This window comes from Saccharopolyspora sp. NPDC050642 (genome assembly GCF_040654735.1).
Lineage (GTDB): Bacteria > Actinomycetota > Actinomycetes > Mycobacteriales > Pseudonocardiaceae > Saccharopolyspora > Saccharopolyspora elongata.
Genome location: NZ_JBFAIN010000003.1, coordinates 164,319 through 183,549, shown reverse-complemented (window position 1 = coordinate 183,549; position 19,231 = coordinate 164,319). Strand labels below are relative to the sequence as shown.

The window sequence follows — 19,231 nt, the reverse complement described above, 5'->3', positions numbered from 1 at the left end:
GCGCGTGATGCCGGTCGACCTGAGCGCGCTGGACGAGGAGAAGCAGTGACCACCGCAGCGGTCTCGACCTGGAAACCACGCGCCGCCGCAGGCGTTTTCGGCGCCGCGATCGCCACCGGCGCGGCGATCCTCGCCACCGGCGGCGCGGGCACCCTGTGGGGCCTGACGCCGATCGTGGTGTACGCGATCCTCGTCCTGCTCGACGTGGACGTCGTGCTCGCCACCCTCGCCGCGCTGGCCGTCGCGGCGCTGGAGACCGGCACGGCGCCGCTGGAGCTGGGCACGCTGATGGGCGAGTCCCTGGGCTCGTTCATCGCCGTGGTCGGCATGATCATCCTGCTCGGCGGAGGCCTCGGCCGGGTCGTCACCGAGACGGGCGCGGCCGCGACGATGGTGCGGATGGTGTTGCACGGCATCGGGATCAGCACCCGGCTGCGGTTCCGGATCGGCGTGATGCTGTCGGCGACGCTGCTGGGCGCGGCGCTGGGCACGCTGTCGGGCGCGAGCGCCCTGCTGGTGCCGATCGTGCTGCCGATCGCTGCCGCGATGCGGCTGACCCCGCCGTCGATGGCCGCGATGTTCCACGCGGGCACCGCCGCGGGCCTGGTCACCGGGCCGTTCACGCCGCCGGTGGTCACGATCATGGGCACCGCGCAGATCGGCTACGGCGAGTACCTGCTCAACGCCGGGATCCCGATGGCCGCCACCGTCTGGCTCACCGGGCTGGGCATGTCGCACTGGATCCAGCGGCGCACCGAGGGCATCGACTCCTATCCGGACGACGTCGCCGAGGAGGCCGAGCACGACCCGGCGACCGCCAGGCGGGCGACCATCGGCTTCCTCGGCAGCATGGTGGTCCTGGTGGCGCTGGGCATCGCGTTCCAGGCGAGCTACACGTACGTGCTGATCGTGATGCCCGTCAGCGCCGCGGTCACCGCCCTGTGCGGCCGCATGTCGCCGACGGCGGCGCTGCACGCGATGTACCGGGGCGCGCAGCCGCTGCTGTGGTTGTTCCTGCTGTTCTGGCTGCTCAACCCGATGCTGGAGCTGCTGGAGCGCTCGGGCGCCTACGACGCGATGCAGCGGCTGGTGGCGCCGACGCTGGGCGATGTCGGGCCGTGGCTGTTCTGCATGATCGTGCTGGTCGTCGGCTGGCTCGGGGTCTCCGGCGCGGCGGTCGCGCAGGTGGTGCTGCTGCAGAAGCTGTTCGGCCCGGCGCTGGCCGGGCTGGGCATTCCGCCCGGCGCGTGGGCCGCGGTGCTGCTGGGCTCCTCGCAGATCGACTGGTTCGGGCCGTTCCCGGGGCCGGACATGATCGGGCAGATGGGCCTCGCGCGCTCCCGGAACCTGCGGATGATGATGTTCAACGGCTGGGCCATCATGGTCGCCAACCTGGCCCTGTTCGCGGTCCTGTTCCTCGTCCTGATCTGACCCGCGCAGGCCCGCCGGAGGAACCAGTTGGGGAGGCGCGTGGTGGGGTTTGCGGAGCGGTTGCGGGCCGAGGCGGCGTTCGGGGGTCTGCCCGGGCGGATCGGGTTCGCCGCCTGGGATCTCGACGAGCGGGAACCGGTGCTGGTCGACGCCGAGCGGGTCGTGCACGCCGCCAGCACGATCAAGGTCCTGATCATGATCACCGCGCTGCGCGCCGTGCACGAGGGGTGCCTCGGGCTGGACGACGAGGTCGAGTTGCCCGCGGAGCGGGCCGGCGGGTTCGGGGTGCTGCGGGAGCTTCCCAGCGTGACGGCGATCTCGCTGCGCGACCTGATCACGCTGATGATCGTGATCAGCGACAACGCCGCCACGAACGCGGTGATCGACGCGGTCGGGTTCGAGGCGATCCGGGCCTGCGCCGCCGACCTGGGCTGCACGGCGACCCGGGTCCAGCGGCGGCTGATGGACGTCAACGCCCCGGGCCGCAACGAGACCACGGCGCTGGACCAGGCGCGCGTGCTCGCCGCGCTGGCCGGGGGATCGGCGCTGCCGCCGGAACTGACCGAGCACGCGCTCGACGTCCTGTCGCGGCAGCAGGTCCGGGACCGGCTGCCCGCGCTGCTGCCGGACGGCGCGCAGTGCTGGAACAAGACCGGCGAGCTGCTCGGCCTGCGCCACGACGTGGGGCTGATCGGCGACGACCGGCCGCGCGCGGTGGTGGCGGTGCTGGTCGACGAGCTCACCGACGAGCGCTCCGCCGCGGGCTACCGCGGCGGACCGGCCTGCGATGCGATCGCGAGCCTCGGGCGGGCCGTGCACCGCGCTCTCGGCTGAGCGCGGCCGACCCGGAGCGGCGGAACGGCTGATCCTGCGATGAGATCTTCGCAGGTGACGCTCGTCAGCGACTCCAGCCGGCCGGGTCGGTGACCGGGCGGGCGTCGGTTGGCGGGGGCTCGACCGGTCGCCCCTCGTACTGGGTGGACAGCACGACGTACGAGTGCATCTCGCCGTGCTCGCCGAGCCGCTCGAACAGGCCCTCCAAGTGCCGCATCGACGTCACCCGGACCTTGAGCATGCTGCACGAGCTGCCGCTGAGCTTGTGCACCTCGACCACTTCGGGAAGGTCGGCCGCGGTGGTGGTCTTCAACAGGCAGCGGCCGAGTTGGCAGCGCATCTGCACGAACGCAGTCAACGGCAGGCCCGCCTTCGCCGGGTCCACCCGTGCCTGGTAGCCGGTGATCACCCCGGCTTCCTCCAGCCTGCGCACCCGTTCGGCCACTGCGGGCGATGACAGGTTGACCCGGCGGCCCAGCTGGTTGTACGACAGCCGACCGTTCTCCTGGAGTTCGGCGAGGATGCGCCAGTCGGTCTGATCGAGCGGCTTCTCCATTCGGAAAGTATCAGGGCATCGTCGCTTTGCGATCAACAACCGATCGGCGTCGATCACCGCTGTTCGAACATTCAAGTCGTCGAACCGGTTTTCTACTGTGATGACCATGCTCCGAGCTGGGACGATCGATCGGCGGCGACGCGCGACCCGAGCCTTGTGCGCGGGCACCGTGGTGATGAACGCGGCGATGGGCATTGCGAGCGCGGTGAGCACGATCATCGCCGGAGCTCAGCTGGGCACGGCGTGGGCCGCGGTGCCCAACACCGCCGGTGTCATCGGCACCGGCCTGGGCGCGTTGCTGCTCAGCCGCGGGATGAACCGGTGGGGCCGGCGGGCCGGGCTGCTGCTCGGCTACGGCTTTGCCACCGCGGGTGGTTCGGCCGCCACCCTGGCCGCGATCCATCAGGATGCGGTCGGACTGTGCGTGGGATTGCTGCTGCTCGGTATTGGCAACGCCGGCGCGCAGTTGTCCCGGTACGCGGCCGCGGAGATGTACCCGTCGCACCGGCGAGGGCAGGCGATCGGCGTGGTCGTCTGGGCGGCCACCCTCGGCGCCGTGGGCGGGCCGCTGCTGATCGCGCCCACTGCGGCGCTTGGCGGGCTGCTCGGCTGGCCCGGGCCGGCCTGCGCCTTCCTCGCCGCTGCGACCTGTTGTGCTGTCGGTGTGGTCGCTGGGTTCGGCGCGCCTGCCGGAGCGGGCGCGCGGGGCGGGGTGCCGGGAGTGCGGCCCGGGCGCCTGCTGCGGGTGCCCGCAGCCCGCAGTGCGCTGCTGGTGATGGCGAGCGCGCAGGTGGTGATGGTCGGGATCATGACGGCGGCGCCGCTTGACATGCACCACCACGGTGCGGGGTTGGGCGTGGTCGGTGCGGTGTTGTCAGCGCACACGCTCGGCATGTTCGCGCTCTCCCCGGTCACCGGGCGATTGGTGGACCGGTTCGGCACCCGGCCGGTGATGGCGTCCGGCCTGGCCACGCTCGTCCTGTCCAGTGCGGTCGCCGCGTTCGGCGAGGGCGATCCGCTGCGCATGGCGGCGCTGTTCCTGCTGGGCTACGGGTGGAACCTGTGCTTCGTCGGTGGCAGCGGACAGGTCACCCGGCAGTTGCCGGCAGCGGACCGGATGCAGATCGAGGGCGCCGTGGACGCGGCGGTGTGGGGCGCGGCCGCGGCCGCAAGCCTCGCCTCCACGGCGATCCTCGCGGCAGGTGGATTCGCGGCGCTGGGGGTGGTGGGCGGAGTGCTGGCCCTGCTGCCGTTAGTGCTGCTGGTGCGGCGGAGATGATCGGTGAAGCCGCCGCATCCCGAGCACCGACGAGCCAACCGGTCGGGCGTCGCGAACCCTTCGAAAGATGGCGAACAAGTGTTCTAAAAGACGGTATGACGTGCTAGAATCTTCTTGTCGGGCAGGGGGATTGGGCGCATTTGGACCACTGTGGATCGTCGCCTTCGGGGGCGGATCGCAGTGGCGCTGGATGCTGCCCTCGACCGCGGGAAGGGGTACTCGTGGACGGTGTGCAGATCAGTCTCGGTTCGTTCCTCGACTACATGCGCAGCACGCCGCGCGGTTGCGCGGGCATCGTGCGGGACCAGCGGGAGATCTACCTCGATGAGACGAGCATGGCCTGGGCGTTCTACGGGCCGTTCCGGCTGGCGCTGCGGCGGGCGGTGACCTCGCCGGACGCGGTGGAGATCGTCGCGGCGGCGGTGCGGCAGGCGCGTCCGGTGCAGCAGCCCCACTTCCAGGAGCTGCACGCGGGATTCCAGCGCTGGTGGGGCAGGGCGAAGGCGGTCGGCGTGCCGATGACCTCCGCGCGGTGGAACATCGGCGGCCTCGCGGTCACCATCTCGGACCGGAGTTCGCTGGCGCTGCGGCGCCAGGACGGCCGCACCGAGGTCGTGCTGCCTTACCTGAAGGAGCCCGAGCTCGGCACGGACTCCGCGAGCCTGGCGCTGCGGCTCCTGGAGCACGCGATGCCGGCCCTGCGGCCGGGTGCGACGCCGATGGTGCTCGACGTGCGTCGCGGAAAACCGTTGCGGCTGCGCAAGAACGCCAACCGGGTGGAGCTGGACGCGTTGCTGGCGGCCGAGGCGGCCAAGTACCTCGCGCACTGGACCGCGGTGGTGGGAGCGCCGGCGCCGTCGGCCGCGTCGGGCGACGTGGGGTTCCGGCCGAGGCTGGTGCCGGAGATCCCGCTCCCGCGGGTGGGCGGTATCTAGCGTCTACCGCTCGTCGGGGCACGACCCGGATTTCCTGGGTTGTGCCCCGGCTTCGCGCCGGTTTGCCGTTTCGGCGCGGTGAATCGGCAGGAACTGCGCGGTCCCCGGCTTCAGCCGCGCCGGGGCTGGCGGTGCATCAGTCCGAAGCGGGACCACTGGGCCTCGGCCGCTTCGATGGACTTGCGGGTTCGCTCGGGGTCCACTGTGGATAGCTGGGCGACGATGGCCTGCGCGACCGCCAGGCCCGGCGCGAGGGACGGGAAGAACGCCACGCCTTCGGCGGGGATCAGCAGCACCTCCTCCGCCGCCGCGACCAGGTCCGGGCTGGCCGCATCGGAGAGCACGAAGACCCGGGCGCCGCGGCTGTGCGCTTCCTCGGCCGCGGTCACGGTGTGCTGGTACAGCCGCCAGAAGCTGATCGCCACCAGCACGTCGCCCGGTTCGATCCGGGACACCGCGTTGGCCAGGTCGGCGTCGTACGTCAGGGTCGCGTCGTACCCGGCCAGCCGCACGTTGTGGCTCAGCGCCGCGCCGATCGAGGCGTAACTGCCGTGGGCGACGATCAGAACTCGCCGCGCTTGCGCGATCGCCTCGGCGATGGTGCGGATCTGCTGCTCGTCGAACCGCCGGTCGAGCATGGCCAGCGACTCCAGGTCCCGGCGCAGCGACGCGGCGCCGAGCTCGCCCTCGGTGTGCTGCGCCGCGGCGACCTCAGGGGCGCTCAGCGAGGACAGGAACCGTGCGCGCAACTCCTGCTGCAGGTCCGACCAGCCGCTGAAGCCGAGCGCCTGCGCGGTGCGGCTGACCGTCGCGACGTTGACGCCGGCCAGCTCGGCGGCCTCGGCGGCGGAGCTGTAGGACGCCCGCCGGGGCTGCGTGAGCAGCACCTCCAGCACCGACGCGCCCTTGCTGCGCAGCCCGCGCTCGGGCACGCGCCCGCGCAACCACTCTTCGAACCCGTCGGGTTCCCCGACTGCGCTGTCGGTGGTCATCGCGTTCCCTTCGTCGGCCGTTCGGCGTCGGCGCCCGCCGACGCACACTGTAACGAGCTCAAAACGCAACAGGTATTGCAAATCAGGATATCTGCACTATATGTTGCCAGTCACTTCGTCCGGTGCTGTGAACATCCTGGAGGCACCCTTGTCCCTGTTAGCCCGGTTGGACCGGCTCCCGCTGAGCCGACCGCACTACCTGTTGCTGTTGATCGGCGGGCTCGGCTACACCTTCGACGGGATGGACGCGGCCGTCGTGGCCTTCCTGATGCCGAGCGTCCAGGAAGTTTGGGGCCTGACCAACGCGCAGCTCGGCCTGGTCGGCTCGGCCGCCCCGTTCGGCTTCCTGTTCGGCGCCACCTGCGCCGGGTTGCTCGGCGACCGCATCGGCCGCCGCAAGGTCATGATGTGGGCGCTGGCGGTCTACGCGGTGTTCTCCGTCGTCGCCGCGGTCGCCCCGAACTACGAGATCTTCCTCGGCGCACGGGTGCTGGCCGGATTCGGGACGGGAGCGGAGAGCGCGATCATCGCGCCGTTCCTGTCCGAGTTCGTCCCAGCCGCACGGCGCGGCTGGTTCGTCGGCGCGCTCGCCGGCTTCTTCTCCTTCGGCTTCGTCGGCGCCGCGCTGCTGGGCCGGTTCGTGGTGCAGCCGATTCCCGAGGGCTGGCGCTGGGCGCAGGTGATCACCGCGCTGCCGATCCTGATGCTGCTGTGGTGGCGGCGTTCGCTGCCGGAATCGCCGCGCTACCTGCTGGCCAACGGCAGAACGGCAGAAGCCGAGGCGGTCGTGGTCGACCTGGAGCGCAAGGTGCGGGCGTCGACCGGGACCGAACTCCCGCCGGTGCCGGAGGTCGCGGTGGACAAGCCCGCCGAGACCCGCAAGGTCGGCCTGTTCTCGGCGCTGAAGTACCTGTGGACCGGCCGGATGGCGCGGCGCACCGCGATCACCTGGCTGATCTGGTTCGTGATCACCTTCTCCTACTACGGCTTCTTCACCTGGATCCCGACGCTGCTGGTGAAGCAGGGCATCACGGTCACCAAGAGCTTCGAGTTCTCGATCATCATCTACCTCGCGCAGGTGCCGGGTTACTTCTCGGCGGCGTGGCTGGGCGAGTTCCTGGACCGCAAGAACACCATCGCGCTCTACTTGGCGGGGTCGGCGGCCAGCGCGTTCTGGATGTCGCAGATGACCGATCCGGTGATGATCACGGTCTCGGCGGCGGTGCTGTCGTTCTTCCTCAACGGCACCTACGCCGCGGTGTACTCCTACACCCCGGAGGTGTTCCCCACCTGGATCCGGGCCTCGGGCACCGGCCTGGCCAGCGCGTTCGGTCGCATCGGGAGCATCATCGCGCCGTCGGTGATCGGCGTGTTCGCCGCCTCGCTGGGCTTCGGCGGCGTGTTCGGCATGACCACCGCGGTCCTGGCGGTCGGCGTGGTGTGCACCCTGCTGTTCGGGCTGTCCACCGCGGGCCGGTCGCTGGAGGACGTGGCCGAAGCCGACGTCGAGAAGGTGGCCACCCGATGAACCTGTCCACAGTGGAAGACCGGATCCGGCGGGAGATCGGCGTCCGGCTGTTCACCGTGCTGGCGTGGCTGCCCGGCCGCCGCGTGCTGCACCGGGCGCACACCAGCCACCCCGAGCAGTACCCGGTGGGCGGCGAGAAGTCCGTCGAGGTCGCCGCCGACTGGCTGGACCGCTGCATCCGGCAGCAGAAGCCGTTCTTCGGGCCTGACGCGGAGTCGGTCCGCCAGGTCTTCGCCGACCACGCGCTGATCGCGGAGCTCGGCTGCGGCTCGGTGATCAACGTGCCGGTCATCGGCACCGACGGCACCACCCTGGGCACCCTCGCCCTGCTCGACGCCGAGCACGCCTACGGCCAGGCCCAGGTGGACCGGGCCGCCGAGCTCGCGGCGCTGGCCGTTCCGGCGCTGGCCGAACTCGTCCAGCGCCTCGACAACACCACGGAGGAGTCGAACTCGTGACCGCCCTGCTGCTGCGTTCCGGCAAGCTGCTCGACGTCGAGACCGGCGAGTACGCCGAAGGCGACCTGCTGTGCGTCGACGGCCGGATCGCCGAGACCGGCCCCCGCCTGACCGCGCCGGACGGCGCGCAGATCGTGGACCTGGCCGGCGCCACCGTCCTGCCCGGGCTGATCGACGCGCACGTGCACGTCACCGCCGCCACCGCCGATCTCGGTGCGCTGCCCGCGTGGTCGCCGTCCTACGCCACCGCGCACGCCGCGCAGATCATGGGGAAGATGCTCGACCGCGGCTTCACCACGGTCCGCGACGCCTCCGGCGCAGACTTCGGGCTGGCCGACGCGCAGGCCGAGGGCCTCATCCGCGGGCCGCGGCTGGCGTTCTGCGGCAAGGCGCTCAGCCAGACCGGCGGGCACGGGGACAGCCGTCCGCGCGGCACCCGGGTGCACGACGGGCACCAGTGCTGCGCCGGCCTCGGCCGGATCGCCGACGGCGTGGACGCGGTGCGCGCCGCGGCGCGCGACGAACTCCGCAAGGGCGCGCACCACATCAAGGTGATGGCCGGTGGCGGCGTGGCCTCGCCGACCGACCGCATCGACTCCACCCAGTACTCGATGGAGGAGCTGCGGGCCATCGTCGAGGAGGCGGACGCCGCCAACCGCTACGTCGCCGCGCACGCCTACACGGCTCGCTCGGTCAGCCGGGCGCTGAAGGCGGGCATCCGGTCGATCGAGCACGGCAACCTCATCGACGAGTCCAACGTGGCCGAATTCCTCGAACACGACGCGTTCCTGGTGCCGACGCTGGTGACGTACTGGGCGCTGAAGACCGAGGGCCGCGAGTTCGGGCTGCCGGAGGACAGCTGGCGGAAGGTCGACGACGTGCTTGGCGCCGGGCTGGCGGCGCTGGAGATGGCGCACCGCGGCGGCGTCAAGATCGTCTACGGCAGCGACCTGCTCGGCGGCATGCACCGCCACCAGAACGAGGAGTTCCGGATCCGCGGCGAGGTCCTCCCGCCGCTGGAGGTCATCCGCTCGGCGACGACCACTGCGGCGGACCTGCTCGGCATGACCGGCGAGATCGGCACGCTGCGGGTGGGTGCCCTGGCGGACCTGGTGGTCCTCGACGGTGACCCGCTGGAGGACATCGCGAATCTCGCGAACCCCGAGCACATCCGCCACGTCGTCCAGCACGGCGCCGTGGTCTGAGGCGAACGGAGCGCTCGCCGCATCTACCGGAGCGAACGGACCGTTCACCTCACCTCACCTCGGTGGTGCGGGCGGGTGCGGTGAACGGACCGTTTGCCTCGTCTACCGGGGTGAACGGTCCGTTCGCTCCGGCTCAGCCGAGCACCGGGTCCCAGCCGGAGGACAGCCGGGCCAGGGACGTGCCGAGGCCGGTGGGGCCGGGGAGCACGCTCCTGGTCAGGCCGACCGGGATGTTGTGGCGCAGCTCCGAGTCGAAGTAACGGCGGCATTCCCGGTGCCAGTTCAGGATTCCGGCCACCCAGTCCTGCAACTCCGAGGCGTACCGGGTGAGCGTCGCCCGCGCCTCGGCGTCCAGTTCCCGCTCCTCGAACAGCGCCGGCAGCTCGACCTCCACGGTGTGCTCGAACTGCTTCATCCGCGCGGTCATCAGGTCGTGCACGATGTCGAAGGCGCGGTCCTGCCCGCAGTCCAGGAAGTTCTGCACGACCAGCACCGCGTTGTGCACCTCGCCCTCGTACTCGATCTCCTTGCGGTACGAGAAGACGTCGTTGACCATCGTCGCGTAGTCGATCGCCGAGTTCTCCATGTTGCGGATCGTGCGCGTCCTATAGATCTCCGGCGGCACCGACTGCCCGTGCGAGAAGCGGGACAGGCTCATGGTGAGGTCCGAACCGAACGTCCGGCGCCGCATCTCGACGTAGTCGATCGGGTCCGGGATGTGGTTCTGGTGCTGGTTGTCCAGTTCCCAGAGCCAGCTGTCGAGCATGACCTCCACGGACTTCCGGAAGGCCCGGCGGGCTTCGGGCGACATCGGGCCGGTCGTGCGCTCCCACAGGTCGGCCAGACCGCGTTCCAGCATGTTCACCGGGACGACCGGACTCGCGCCTTCGAGGGGGAGCAGCTCCTTCAGGCGGGCGTTCTGCGCCTTCGCGCCCGCCATGTTCCGCCCGTGGCCGAAGACCGACGGGTAGTAGTCGTCGCCGTAGGTGCCCCACGTCAGCCACGCGGCCGACAGGTCCAGCTCCTCGACGGTCGCATCGGGGTCGAGCCCGGCGGAGCAGTGCGGAAGGTCGTTGTCCCGCAGCATCTGCTCGGTCCACACCTGCGGCACGTCGTCGAACATGCCCATGGCGCGGGCCCATTCGACGTTGTGCTCCCGCGAGACGTCGAGGTGCGGGGACATCGACACCTCGTAGGGCATGTAGATCTCCCGGCGCGAAATCTCGCCGACGGGCTGGAAGGGGACCCGGGTGAAGCTGCGCATCCGTTGCGGTGCGGTCGAAAGCAGCGACGAGACGATGTGAGCCGCCGCGGTCCCGAACCCGTTCGGCCCGGCCAGCACGGTCGGCGTGCTCGACCCGTCCGGGTAGCGCCCGGACTGCATGTGCCACTCATGGCCGCCGGACTGCCAGTCCTGCAGGCCCTTCACGTAGCCGAGGACGGCCAACCGGCCGACCGGGTCGATGCCGTGCTCGTCGAGCAGGCGCGGCACCTCCGTCAGCGCGGTGTGCTCGAACTGGTGCAGCCGGGAGGTGAGCAGGTCGTTGACCGCGTTCGCGGCCTCCTGCGTCGTGCAGCCGAGGAACTTCTCGAAGACCAGCACGCCGTTGCTCAGCTCGCCCTCGTCCTGCACCTCGCGCTCGTAGGAGAACAGGTCGTTGCGCAGGTGCACGGCGTCGGAGAACGTGTCGCGCAGCACCTCCATCGGGCGGGTCGCCGCGATCTCGGCCGGCACCTCCGCGCCGACGGCGTGCTCCACCAGGTTCGCCGACCACGGCGCGCCGCCCACCTTGCGGCGCATCTCCACGTACTCGATGGGATTGGACAGCCGGTTCTCGGAGATGTTGGCCAGTTCCCACAGCGATTCGTCCAGCAGGTGCTTGGTGTTCTCGGCGAACCGCCGCCGCCAGTCCGCGCTCATGGCAGGCACCGTGCGGGTCCACAGGTCGGCCAGGCCGCGTTCCACCGGGTTCGCCGGCTCCGCCGTGATCGGGCCCTCCACCGGCATGAACGCGGCCAGCCCGTCGAGGTACTCGCGGGCCCCGGCGAGGTCCGGATTCCGCTTGTACAGCTCGACGAAGTGGTCGTCGAAGTAGAACACCCACACGTACCAGTCGGTGATCAGGTCCAGCTCCGGTCCGTCCGCGTCCGGGTGCGTGTAGGCGCACAGCAGCGCGTAGTCGTGCCGGTCGAGGTCCGCCTCGTCCCAGATCGGCACGCCGTCCTGCGGCACGTCGATCATGTCCATCCGGTAAGCCCACGCCTTGCTGTGCTCTCGTGCCCGCTCCAGGTTCGGGTTCAGCCGAGCCGGGTAGGACAGGTAGAAGTCCGGCAGTCGGAAGGGCTGCATGGTTTCGCGCACCTGACCTCTCTGCGATGGTCGTCGACCCTGCGCACGAAACCAGCGTTGGCGGTGGCCGCCAATGCCTGCGGTGGGGTTACACACGATCGAGAATCGACGTCGCCCGACCAGCCCAGCGCGACGCTGCGTTGGGTCACGCCTTCCGCTCGTGCACGACCACGCCGTCGACCATCGTGAGGTCCACCCGGCACTGCCCGATCTCCCCTGGTGGCAAGGAGAACGGGTCGCGGTCGAGCACGACGAGGTCCGCGGCCTTGCCGACCTCGACGGTGCCGGTTTCGCCGTCCACGTGGTTCACCCAGGCGCTGCCCGCGGTGTAGGCGGCGAGCGCATCCACGAGATCGAGCGCTTGTTCCGGCAGGAACGGCGCGTCGTCGGTGTCCGGTTCGCGCCGGTTGACCGCCACGTGCACCGCCTGCACCGGATCGGCGTCGGACACCGGCCAGTCGCTGCCCGCGGCCAGCACCGCGCCCGCGGCGCGCAGCGACCGGAACGGGTACTGCCAGCCGGCGCGCCGATGTCCCAGGTGCGGCACGGTCAACTCGGTCATCGCGGCGTCGTTGACCGCCCACCGGGGCTGGATCGTCGCGACGACCCCGAGTTCGTGGAACCGCGGGATGTCGCTCGGGTGCACCACCTGCACGTGGGCGATCTGGTGCCGCAGGCGCCGCTCGGTGGTGGCGGCGAGCGCGTCCAGCACGTCGCGCACCGCGCGGTCGCCGATCGCGTGGAAGTGCAGTTGGAACCCGTCGGCGGCTAGCTCGGGAACCACTTCGGCGAGGACGTCGCGATCCACGAAGGACATTCCGCGGCCGTGGCCGCCCAGGTACGGGAGTTGCAGCGCGGCGGTGAAGTTCTCGCACACGCCGTCCTGCATGATCTTCACCGCGTCGGCGCGGAACCGCCGCCCCCGCGCCCGCTCGCGCCGCTGCCGCAGCTCCTCGATCTGCTCCCGCCCGCGCCCGCGGTCCCACCACAGCGCGCCGCGGGCCTTGCCGGTCAGCAGGCCCTGCCGGTCGGCAGCCAGGTAGGTCTCCAGCGTGTCGTCGTAGCCGAGGTACGGGCCGATGATCGCGTCGTGCCAGGACGTCACGCCGCACGAGTGCAGGTGGCGCTGGCCCTCCAGCAAACCTGCGAGGTACTCCTGCGCGTTGGTCGGCGGCAGCACCCGCTCGACCAGGCGGGTGGCGCCCTCGTGCAAGGTCCCGGCCGGTTCGCCGTCGGCGTCGCGCTCGATCCGGCCGTCCGGCGGATCCGGGGTGTCGCGGTCGACGCCCGCCAGCCGCAGCGCCGCCGAGTTCACCCACGCCCCGTGGTGATCGCGGTTGAGCAGGTACGCCGGCCGGCTGCCGGTCACCGAGTCCAGGGCGGCGCGGTCGGGCGTGCCGCCCGGGAACTGGCCCATGTCCCAGCCGCCGCCGAGCACCCAGCCCGCGTCCGGCCGGAACTCGGCGATGCGCCGCAGGCAGTCGGCCGAGTCGAGGCAGTCGGAGAGGTCGCAGCGAAGCCGCTCGATGCCGCCGTACACCGGGTGCACGTGCGCGTCGTGGAAGCCGGGCAGCAGCAACCGGCCGTCGAGGTCGATCACCTCGGTCGCCGGGGTCAGCCGGGCTCGCACGGCGGCGTCGCCGACGGCCGCGATCCGGCCGTCGCGCACGGCGACGGCATCGGTGAACGAGCGGGCGGCGTCCATTGTGGCCACCGGCCCGCCGGCGAAGACGACTTCGCGCATGCCCGGATTGTCGCAGGACCGCGCCCCGGCGCGGCCGAGGCGAGCGGCGGAGGTCGTGAGTGGTTCTGGCCGTCATGACGACCATTGCCACTCACGAGCCGGAGGGCGACGGTCGTGACGGGCCTGTGGCCTTTCTAGCGACCGTCGCCCCTCACGACCCGTCGTCAGATGCGCTGTTCGCCGGTGATGACCGCGACCGCCTGCTCGCGGGCGGGCTCGCCGACGTCCGGGACCTGGAAGCCGCGGCTGCGGATGTGCGCCACCAGCTCCGACTCGGGGGCGACGCCGTGCTGGCGGAGGTAGTAGCCGACCGCGCCGGGCCAGATCCAGCTGCCGTCGGTGTGGAAGGTCATCGGCACCGCCGGGCTGCGGTGCGGGTCCAGCCGGTCGGTGTCGTAGCTGCGCGCGGCCAGCACGATCGGCGCCCCCTCCAGGTATTCGGCCACCTGGTCGCGCTCCGCCGGGTCCAGCCCCGGCCGCTCGGTGATCGGCCGCCCGTCGTCGTCGAAGACCTCGGCGGTGCGCAGGCCGGCCGGCCCGGCGCTCGGCGGGGCCAGCCAGTCCGGCGTGGCGGCGGCGGGCCGCGGGTAGCGGCGCAGTTCCTCGGCGAAGGCCGCCGGCGGGGGAGCGGTGCGCCAGCTGGGCTGGTAGTCGCCGTTGAAGTCGACGGTGTAGCTGCCGGGACGCTGCAGCCGGTAGAGCGCGCTGACCCAGGTGCCGCGGTCGGGCTGGTACATGCCGCTGCGCAGCCGCAGGAACAGCTCGGTGACGTCGACGGGGACGGCGAGCGGGACGGCCGTGCCGTTGGGGGCGAGCAGCTGCGCGACGAGTTCGCGGTGGTCGCCGAGTTCGCGGTATTCGACGGTGGCTTCCTGCCAGCCCGGAGGCAGGGCGCGCACGACAACCCGGCCGATCTCCTGGATCAGCTGCTGTTGCGCGACCTCGTCCAGCGATCCCGGTCGGTCATGGGGTCCCGGTTGGCTCATTCCTGCATCCTCCCAGTCGCGCGGGAACCGTGGGAGTCGTTTCGGCCAAGATCGCACACCGGTTCGCGCGACGCAGTCGTACGTCGTGCCCGGAAGCTTAGAACCCCACCGGGTGGGCGGTCGCGGCCGAGTTGATCACGTTTCCGCACCTCCTGGAGCCATCCCGAACCCGCAGGTAACCGGGGGACACGCACCCGTTCCGGCGACGTAACCGCAGATTGTTGACAATCCGACGACGTGGCGTTTAATTTCTGGGCCATGGTCTGATTCATAAGCGGTGCCAGCGCCCTGCGCTGAGCAAGCCGCTATCGAAGAACAGTCCTGGAGCCATTCCGGCCGGATGTGGGAGGTGGGCCATGCGAACCGAGTCCTACCGCAACCCCCGCCCGGCCCGATGGCTGTCTTCTTCCTCGCTCTGGCTGCGACATCACTGACCGACTCCTTCGGCAGTGGCCGGTGACCGTCGCGGGTGCCCCGCGGGTCGCCTGAACATCGTTTCCCGATGAAATCCGGGCGTGCGCGCCCGCGTCAGGTATGCGCTCTGAGAGGAGGTTCGGCCCGTGGTATTCGTCGACCGCGACCCGCTGATGAGGGTGATCTGGACGGACTCGGTAACCGGCTGCAACGGTTATCTGGTCGTGCACAGCCTCGTGTCCGGTCTCGCCACCGGAGGGACTCGGATGCGTGCCGGTTGCACGCTGTCCGAGGTGGAGGCGTTGGCCCGTGGCATGGCGCGCAAGACGGCCGTGTTCGACCTGCCGGTCGGCGGCGCCAAGGGCGGGATCGACTGCGATCCGAAGGATCCCGCCGCCCGCGGCGTGCTGAGCCGCTTCCTGCAGGCGATGCGGCCGTGGGTGGACGCGCACTGGGTGACGGCCGAGGACCTCGGGGTGCCGCAGCACCTGATCGACGATGTGTTCGCCGAGCTCGGGCTGCACCAGTCGTACCACGCGGCGATCCGCCGGGCGCCCGACGCGGAGCGCACGCTGCGCCGCGTCCGCGCCGGGCTCAACGCGCCGGTGCCGGGCGGCCTTCTGCTCGGCGACGTGGTCGGCGGCTACGGCGTCGCGCAGAGCTGCCTGGGTGTCGTGCACGCCCGCGGCTGGGCGGAGGCGGAGACCACTGTGGCCGTGCAGGGCGTCGGCACGATGGGCGGCGGCGCGGCCTACTACCTGCACGAGGCGGGGCTGAAGGTCGTCGCGCTGGCCGACGCGGCGGGCACGCTGCGGCATCCCGACGGGCTCGATGTCCCGGCATTGCTGGAAACCCGCGACCGGTTCGGCGAGATCGACCGCGCCCAGGTGCCCCCGGACGTCGAGCAGCTGCCCCGCGAAGCCGTCCTCTCCGCCGAGGTCGACGTGCTGATCCCGGCGGCGGTCTCGTTCACCATCAAGGCGCCGCAGGTGCCGGAGGTCAACGCGAAGGTGATCATCGAGGCGGCGAACACCCCGGTCACCGAGGACGCCGAGGAAATGCTCGCTACGCGCGGGATTCCGGTGATCCCGGACTTCGTGGCCAACGCCGGCGCCGTGGCCTGGGCGTGGTGGCTGCTGCTCGGCCGGGTCGACGCCGACCCGGTGCTGTCCTTCCAGGTGTTGCGGGAGGAGATGCTGGCCAAGATCCCGCCGCTGCTGGCGGCTTGGGAGACCGAAGGCCTCACGCCGCGCGCCGCGGCGCTGCGGCTCGCGGAGCTCCGCAGCGAGCAGAACCGTGTCGCCGAGGAGAGCGGGCAGGGGCTGCTCAGCATCCCCTGACACCTGCGGTTTTCGACCCGCAGCGGCTGCGGGTTGCACACGTCGTTCACGCACTGCGATCGATGTGTGACAACCCGCAGTCCGAGTGCTAGCGTTTGCGGTGGTTGCAGTTTTGGTCCTAGCAGTACTGGAAAAGTGCCTGCCAGAACGCAGGCGCTTTTTTTGTGCCGTGGTGTTCCGGCCGCGCCGGGCACCGGGTGATCAGCTCGGCGACCGGGGGTCTGCGAAGTGTGGACCCTGGCCAGCAGAATCAGGAGAAACAGGGAATGGCTACCGGTACGGTGAAGTGGTTCAACGCGGAGAAGGGCTACGGGTTCATCACCCCCGACGGCGGTGGCGCTGACGTCTTCGCCCACTACTCCGCGATCCAGTCCACCGGTTTCCGCACGCTGGAGGAACAGCAGCGGGTGGAGTTCGAGATCGCTCAGGGGCCGAAGGGGCCGCAGGCCGCGGACATCCGCGCGGTCTGAACCGGATCGTGCCCTACGGGCATGACGAAGCATCGGAGATAGCTCTGATGCCGCCTCCGATGGGGCGGCAGTACCGGGCCGCCTGCGGTGCCGGTCTGCCGCCGAGGAGGACGGCCTTTTTCACCCGTTGAGGGGTACGTCGCCGGGGTAGGCTTCCAGCCCGCTGACGTTTAACCCGGTGCGAGGTCGATGTGCCCCTGCGTGTGGTTGTCGCCGGTGCGACCGGCGTTGTCGGGAGAACCCTGCTGCCGTTGTTGCGGGATCGCGGTCATCATGTGACCGCGCTCGTCCGGCACGCGGACCGACTTGATGGTGCGGTTTCGGTCGACGACGTCGCCGTCGCCGATGTGCTGGATCCGCCGCAGTTGCGCCGGGAACTGGCCCGCGTGGAGCCGGAAGTGGTCATCGACCAGACGTCCGGTTTCGGTGGTGCGGACCCGGACGAGGGCCTGCGCCGGACCGCGCTGCTGCGCGAGAACGGGGCCAGGAACCTGGTCGACGCCGCCGTGGCGGTCGGCGCGCGGCGAATCATCGGGCAGAGCATGACTGCCGCCTACCGTCCGCACGGGCACGACGTGCTGGACGAAGAATCTCCACTGTGGACGGAAGCGCCGGGCTGCTGGGGTGACGCGGTGCGCGCCCTGGCGGCGATGGAAGAAGCGGTGCTGACCCGTCCGGGAATCGAGGGCATCGCGCTGCGCTACGGCGCTCTCTACGGCCCGGACACCCAGTACGCGCCGGGCGGCGCGATCCACGCGCGGGTGTGCGGCAGCGAACTGCCGCTGGTGGACGACGGCGTGGGCCTGACGTCGTTCACCCACGTCGACGACGCGGCCGGGGCGGTGCTCGAACTGCTCACCAACGGCGAGCCCGGCACCTACAACGTGGTGGACAACGAGCCGGCCGAATCGGCGGAATGGCTCCCGGCCTACGCGCGGATGGCGGGTGGCCCGGCGCCGGTGTCGCTGACCATGGACCAGGCCCGGACCCAGCTGGACTGGCTGACCGTGCACCAGCTGACCGAGCAGCGCGGCGCCACCAACTTCCGATTGCGCGAGACGCTGGGCTGGCGGCCGGCGTGGCCGAGCTGGCGGGAGGGCTTCGCCTCGTTGTTCGGCCTCTGGGCGGCCTGAGACTGGGATCCCCGACTCATGTGCGTCGCGGGGCTGGGAGATCCGGGGTGGCACGGGTTAGGTTCAGAGGTAAGACCATGCCCCTCGAGGTCGGAGACGAGCAACCGATGACCGCCACTGACGTGCACCCGCTGCGAGAACTGCTGCCCGACGGCAGCGTTTTCGACGACGCCGACGTGCTGGAGGCCCACTGCAGGGACCGGGCCACCTTCTGCCCGGCCGGGACGCCGTCGGTGCTGGTCCGCGCCCGGTCCACTGAGGACGTTGCGACGACCTTGAGGTGGGCGCACGAGAACCGGGTCCCGGTGGTGCCACAAGGCGCCCGCTCCGGGCTCTCCGGCGCGGCCAACGCCATCGACGGCTGCATCCTGCTGTCGCTGGAGAAGATGGACGCCATCCTCGAGATCGACACCGAGGAGCAGATCGCGGTCGTGCAGCCCGGCGTGGTCAACGGCGTGTTCGCGGCGAAGGCGGCCGAGCACGGGCTGTTCTACCCGCCTGACCCCGGCTCCCGCAGCATCTCGACCATCGGCGGCAACGTGGCCACCAACGCCGGCGGCATGTGCTGCGTGAAGTACGGCGTGACCGGCGACTTCGTGCGAGGCCTGGAGGTGGTGCTCGCCGACGGCCGGGTGATGCGCACCGGCCGCCGCACCGCCAAGGGCGTCGCCGGCTACGACCTGACGCGGCTGATCGTCGGCTCCGAGGGAACCCTCGGCGTGGTCACCGAGATCACGGTCGCGCTGCGGCCCGCCACCGCGCAACCGCTGACCGCGGTCGCGTTCTTCCCGACCATCGCCGACGCGGCCCGCACCGTGGCCGGGTACCTCGGGGAGGGCTACCGGCCGTCGGTGCTGGAGTTCATGGACGCCCCGACGGTGCACGCGGTGCAGCGCATCGCCGACCTCGGCTTCCCCGACGGCGTGGCGGGCATGCTGCTCGTGCAGTCCGATCGCGGCGACGCCGCGCCGGGCGACCTGGCGGCGTTCGAGCGGGTGGCCCGGTCCTTCGCCGCCACCGAGGTGGTCGTCGCCGACGATCCGGCCGAGGGCGAGCTGCTGATGCAGGCCCGGCGGCTGGTCGGGGACGCGCACGAGAAGCTCGGCCTGGCGACGCTGGTCGACGACGTGTGCGTGCCCCGGCGGCGCCTGGTGGACCTGGTCGATGGGCTGACCCCGATCGCCGAGCGGTACCGGGTGCAGGTGTTGTGCGCCGGGCACGCCGGCGACGGCAACATGCACCCGGTGGTGGCCTTCGACTCCAGCGACCCGGAGGAGTCGGCCCGCGCCCAGCAGGCGTTCGACGCGATCATGGCCCTGGGCCTGGAGCTCGGCGGCACCATCACCGGCGAGCACGGCGTCGGCCACCTGAAGCGGCGCTGGCTGGGCGAGGAACTCGACGAGGCGGGCCTGTGGACCCAGCAGGCGATCAAGAACGCCCTGGACCCCCGGAACATCCTCAACCCCGGCCGGGTCCTCCCCGACGCGGGCTGAACACCGGTTTCGCGCGAAATCGCCACTCTGCAGGCGTGGCTGCGACGATTTCGCGCGAAAACGGCACATCTCCGGCCCGACGC

16 protein-coding genes are annotated in these 19,231 nt (G+C 71.1%); 11 read left to right on the top strand and 5 right to left on the bottom strand.

Translation table 11 applies throughout. The features are described 5' to 3' along the window. Positions 1-45: 45 nt before the first annotated feature. Entirely contained in the window at positions 46-1,431 is a 1,386-nt protein-coding gene (locus AB0H93_RS07570; protein ID WP_358568989.1) for an SLC13 family permease, read from the top strand. 39 nt (positions 1,432-1,470) lie between these two features. Beyond that, the gene (locus tag AB0H93_RS07565; protein WP_358568986.1) at positions 1,471-2,265 is read left to right on the top strand and encodes a serine hydrolase; all 795 of its coding nucleotides are present in this window, start codon (positions 1,471-1,473) and stop codon (positions 2,263-2,265) included. A 64-nt stretch (positions 2,266-2,329) separates the two neighbouring features. Here AB0H93_RS07565 and AB0H93_RS07560 read toward each other — a convergent pair whose 3' ends face one another. Beyond that, a complete protein-coding gene (locus AB0H93_RS07560; RefSeq protein ID WP_132486738.1) occupies positions 2,330-2,821 on the bottom strand; it encodes an Lrp/AsnC family transcriptional regulator in 492 nt (163 codons plus the stop codon). A gap of 106 nt (positions 2,822-2,927) precedes the next feature. On the opposite strand from AB0H93_RS07560, the gene AB0H93_RS07555 reads away from it, so the two are divergent. Beyond that, a complete protein-coding gene (locus AB0H93_RS07555) occupies positions 2,928-4,100 on the top strand; it encodes an MFS transporter (protein WP_358568983.1) in 1,173 nt (390 codons plus the stop codon). A gap of 221 nt (positions 4,101-4,321) precedes the next feature. Beyond that, positions 4,322-5,035 carry a hypothetical protein gene (locus AB0H93_RS07550; protein WP_358568980.1) on the top strand — a complete coding sequence of 238 codons (714 nt, stop codon included), beginning with the start codon at positions 4,322-4,324 and terminating at the stop codon, positions 5,033-5,035. A 110-nt stretch (positions 5,036-5,145) separates the two neighbouring features. On the opposite strand, the gene AB0H93_RS07545 is transcribed toward AB0H93_RS07550, so the two are convergent. After that, positions 5,146-6,027, bottom strand: coding sequence for a MurR/RpiR family transcriptional regulator (locus tag AB0H93_RS07545; RefSeq protein WP_358568977.1), 882 nt, complete (start codon positions 6,025-6,027; stop codon positions 5,146-5,148). 148 nt (positions 6,028-6,175) lie between these two features. On the opposite strand from AB0H93_RS07545, the gene AB0H93_RS07540 reads away from it, so the two are divergent. Genes AB0H93_RS07540 through AB0H93_RS07530 form a run of 3 tightly spaced genes read left to right on the top strand, consistent with a single transcriptional unit; the run spans position 6,176 to position 9,218 of the window. Then, positions 6,176-7,555: an MFS transporter gene (locus tag AB0H93_RS07540; protein WP_358568974.1), complete on the top strand. Its 1,380-nt coding sequence runs from the start codon at positions 6,176-6,178 to the stop codon at positions 7,553-7,555. Next, on the top strand, positions 7,552-8,013 hold the full coding sequence (locus AB0H93_RS07535; protein WP_358568971.1) for a GAF domain-containing protein: 462 nt from the start codon (positions 7,552-7,554) through the stop codon (positions 8,011-8,013). The genes AB0H93_RS07540 and AB0H93_RS07535 overlap by 4 nt, the downstream gene beginning before the upstream one ends. Next, positions 8,010-9,218, top strand: a complete 1,209-nt coding sequence (locus AB0H93_RS07530; RefSeq protein ID WP_358568968.1) for an amidohydrolase family protein — start codon at positions 8,010-8,012, stop codon at positions 9,216-9,218. Before AB0H93_RS07535 ends, AB0H93_RS07530 begins: the two co-directional genes overlap by 4 nt. A 133-nt stretch (positions 9,219-9,351) precedes the next feature. On the opposite strand, the gene AB0H93_RS07525 is transcribed toward AB0H93_RS07530, so the two are convergent. From AB0H93_RS07525 to AB0H93_RS07515, 3 genes are all read right to left on the bottom strand, one after another. Then, entirely contained in the window at positions 9,352-11,568 is a 2,217-nt protein-coding gene (locus AB0H93_RS07525; protein WP_358568965.1) for a germacradienol/geosmin synthase, read from the bottom strand. A gap of 145 nt (positions 11,569-11,713) precedes the next feature. Beyond that, positions 11,714-13,312 carry an amidohydrolase gene (locus AB0H93_RS07520; RefSeq protein WP_358568962.1) on the bottom strand — a complete coding sequence of 533 codons (1,599 nt, stop codon included), beginning with the start codon at positions 13,310-13,312 and terminating at the stop codon, positions 11,714-11,716. A 164-nt stretch (positions 13,313-13,476) separates the two neighbouring features. After that, the gene (locus AB0H93_RS07515) at positions 13,477-14,298 is read right to left on the bottom strand and encodes a hypothetical protein (protein WP_358568959.1); all 822 of its coding nucleotides are present in this window, start codon (positions 14,296-14,298) and stop codon (positions 13,477-13,479) included. Positions 14,299-14,885: 587 nt separating this feature from the next. Between AB0H93_RS07515 and AB0H93_RS07510 the strand changes: the two genes are divergently transcribed. The 4 genes from AB0H93_RS07510 to AB0H93_RS07495 all read left to right on the top strand — a co-directional run bounded on the left by AB0H93_RS07510 (position 14,886) and on the right by AB0H93_RS07495 (position 19,148). Then, a complete protein-coding gene (locus AB0H93_RS07510; protein ID WP_358569506.1) occupies positions 14,886-16,052 on the top strand; it encodes a Glu/Leu/Phe/Val dehydrogenase dimerization domain-containing protein in 1,167 nt (388 codons plus the stop codon). Positions 16,053-16,318: 266 nt separating this feature from the next. Beyond that, positions 16,319-16,522: a cold-shock protein gene (locus tag AB0H93_RS07505; protein WP_093271248.1), complete on the top strand. Its 204-nt coding sequence runs from the start codon at positions 16,319-16,321 to the stop codon at positions 16,520-16,522. Between the two features lie 191 nt (positions 16,523-16,713). Continuing rightward, positions 16,714-17,655 (top strand): NAD(P)-dependent oxidoreductase, encoded by a 942-nt coding sequence (locus AB0H93_RS07500; RefSeq protein ID WP_358568956.1) that lies wholly within the window; start codon positions 16,714-16,716, stop codon positions 17,653-17,655. A 107-nt stretch (positions 17,656-17,762) separates the two neighbouring features. Beyond that, positions 17,763-19,148, top strand: coding sequence for an FAD-linked oxidase C-terminal domain-containing protein (locus AB0H93_RS07495; RefSeq protein WP_358568953.1), 1,386 nt, complete (start codon positions 17,763-17,765; stop codon positions 19,146-19,148). The last annotated feature ends 83 nt before the right edge of the window (positions 19,149-19,231 follow it).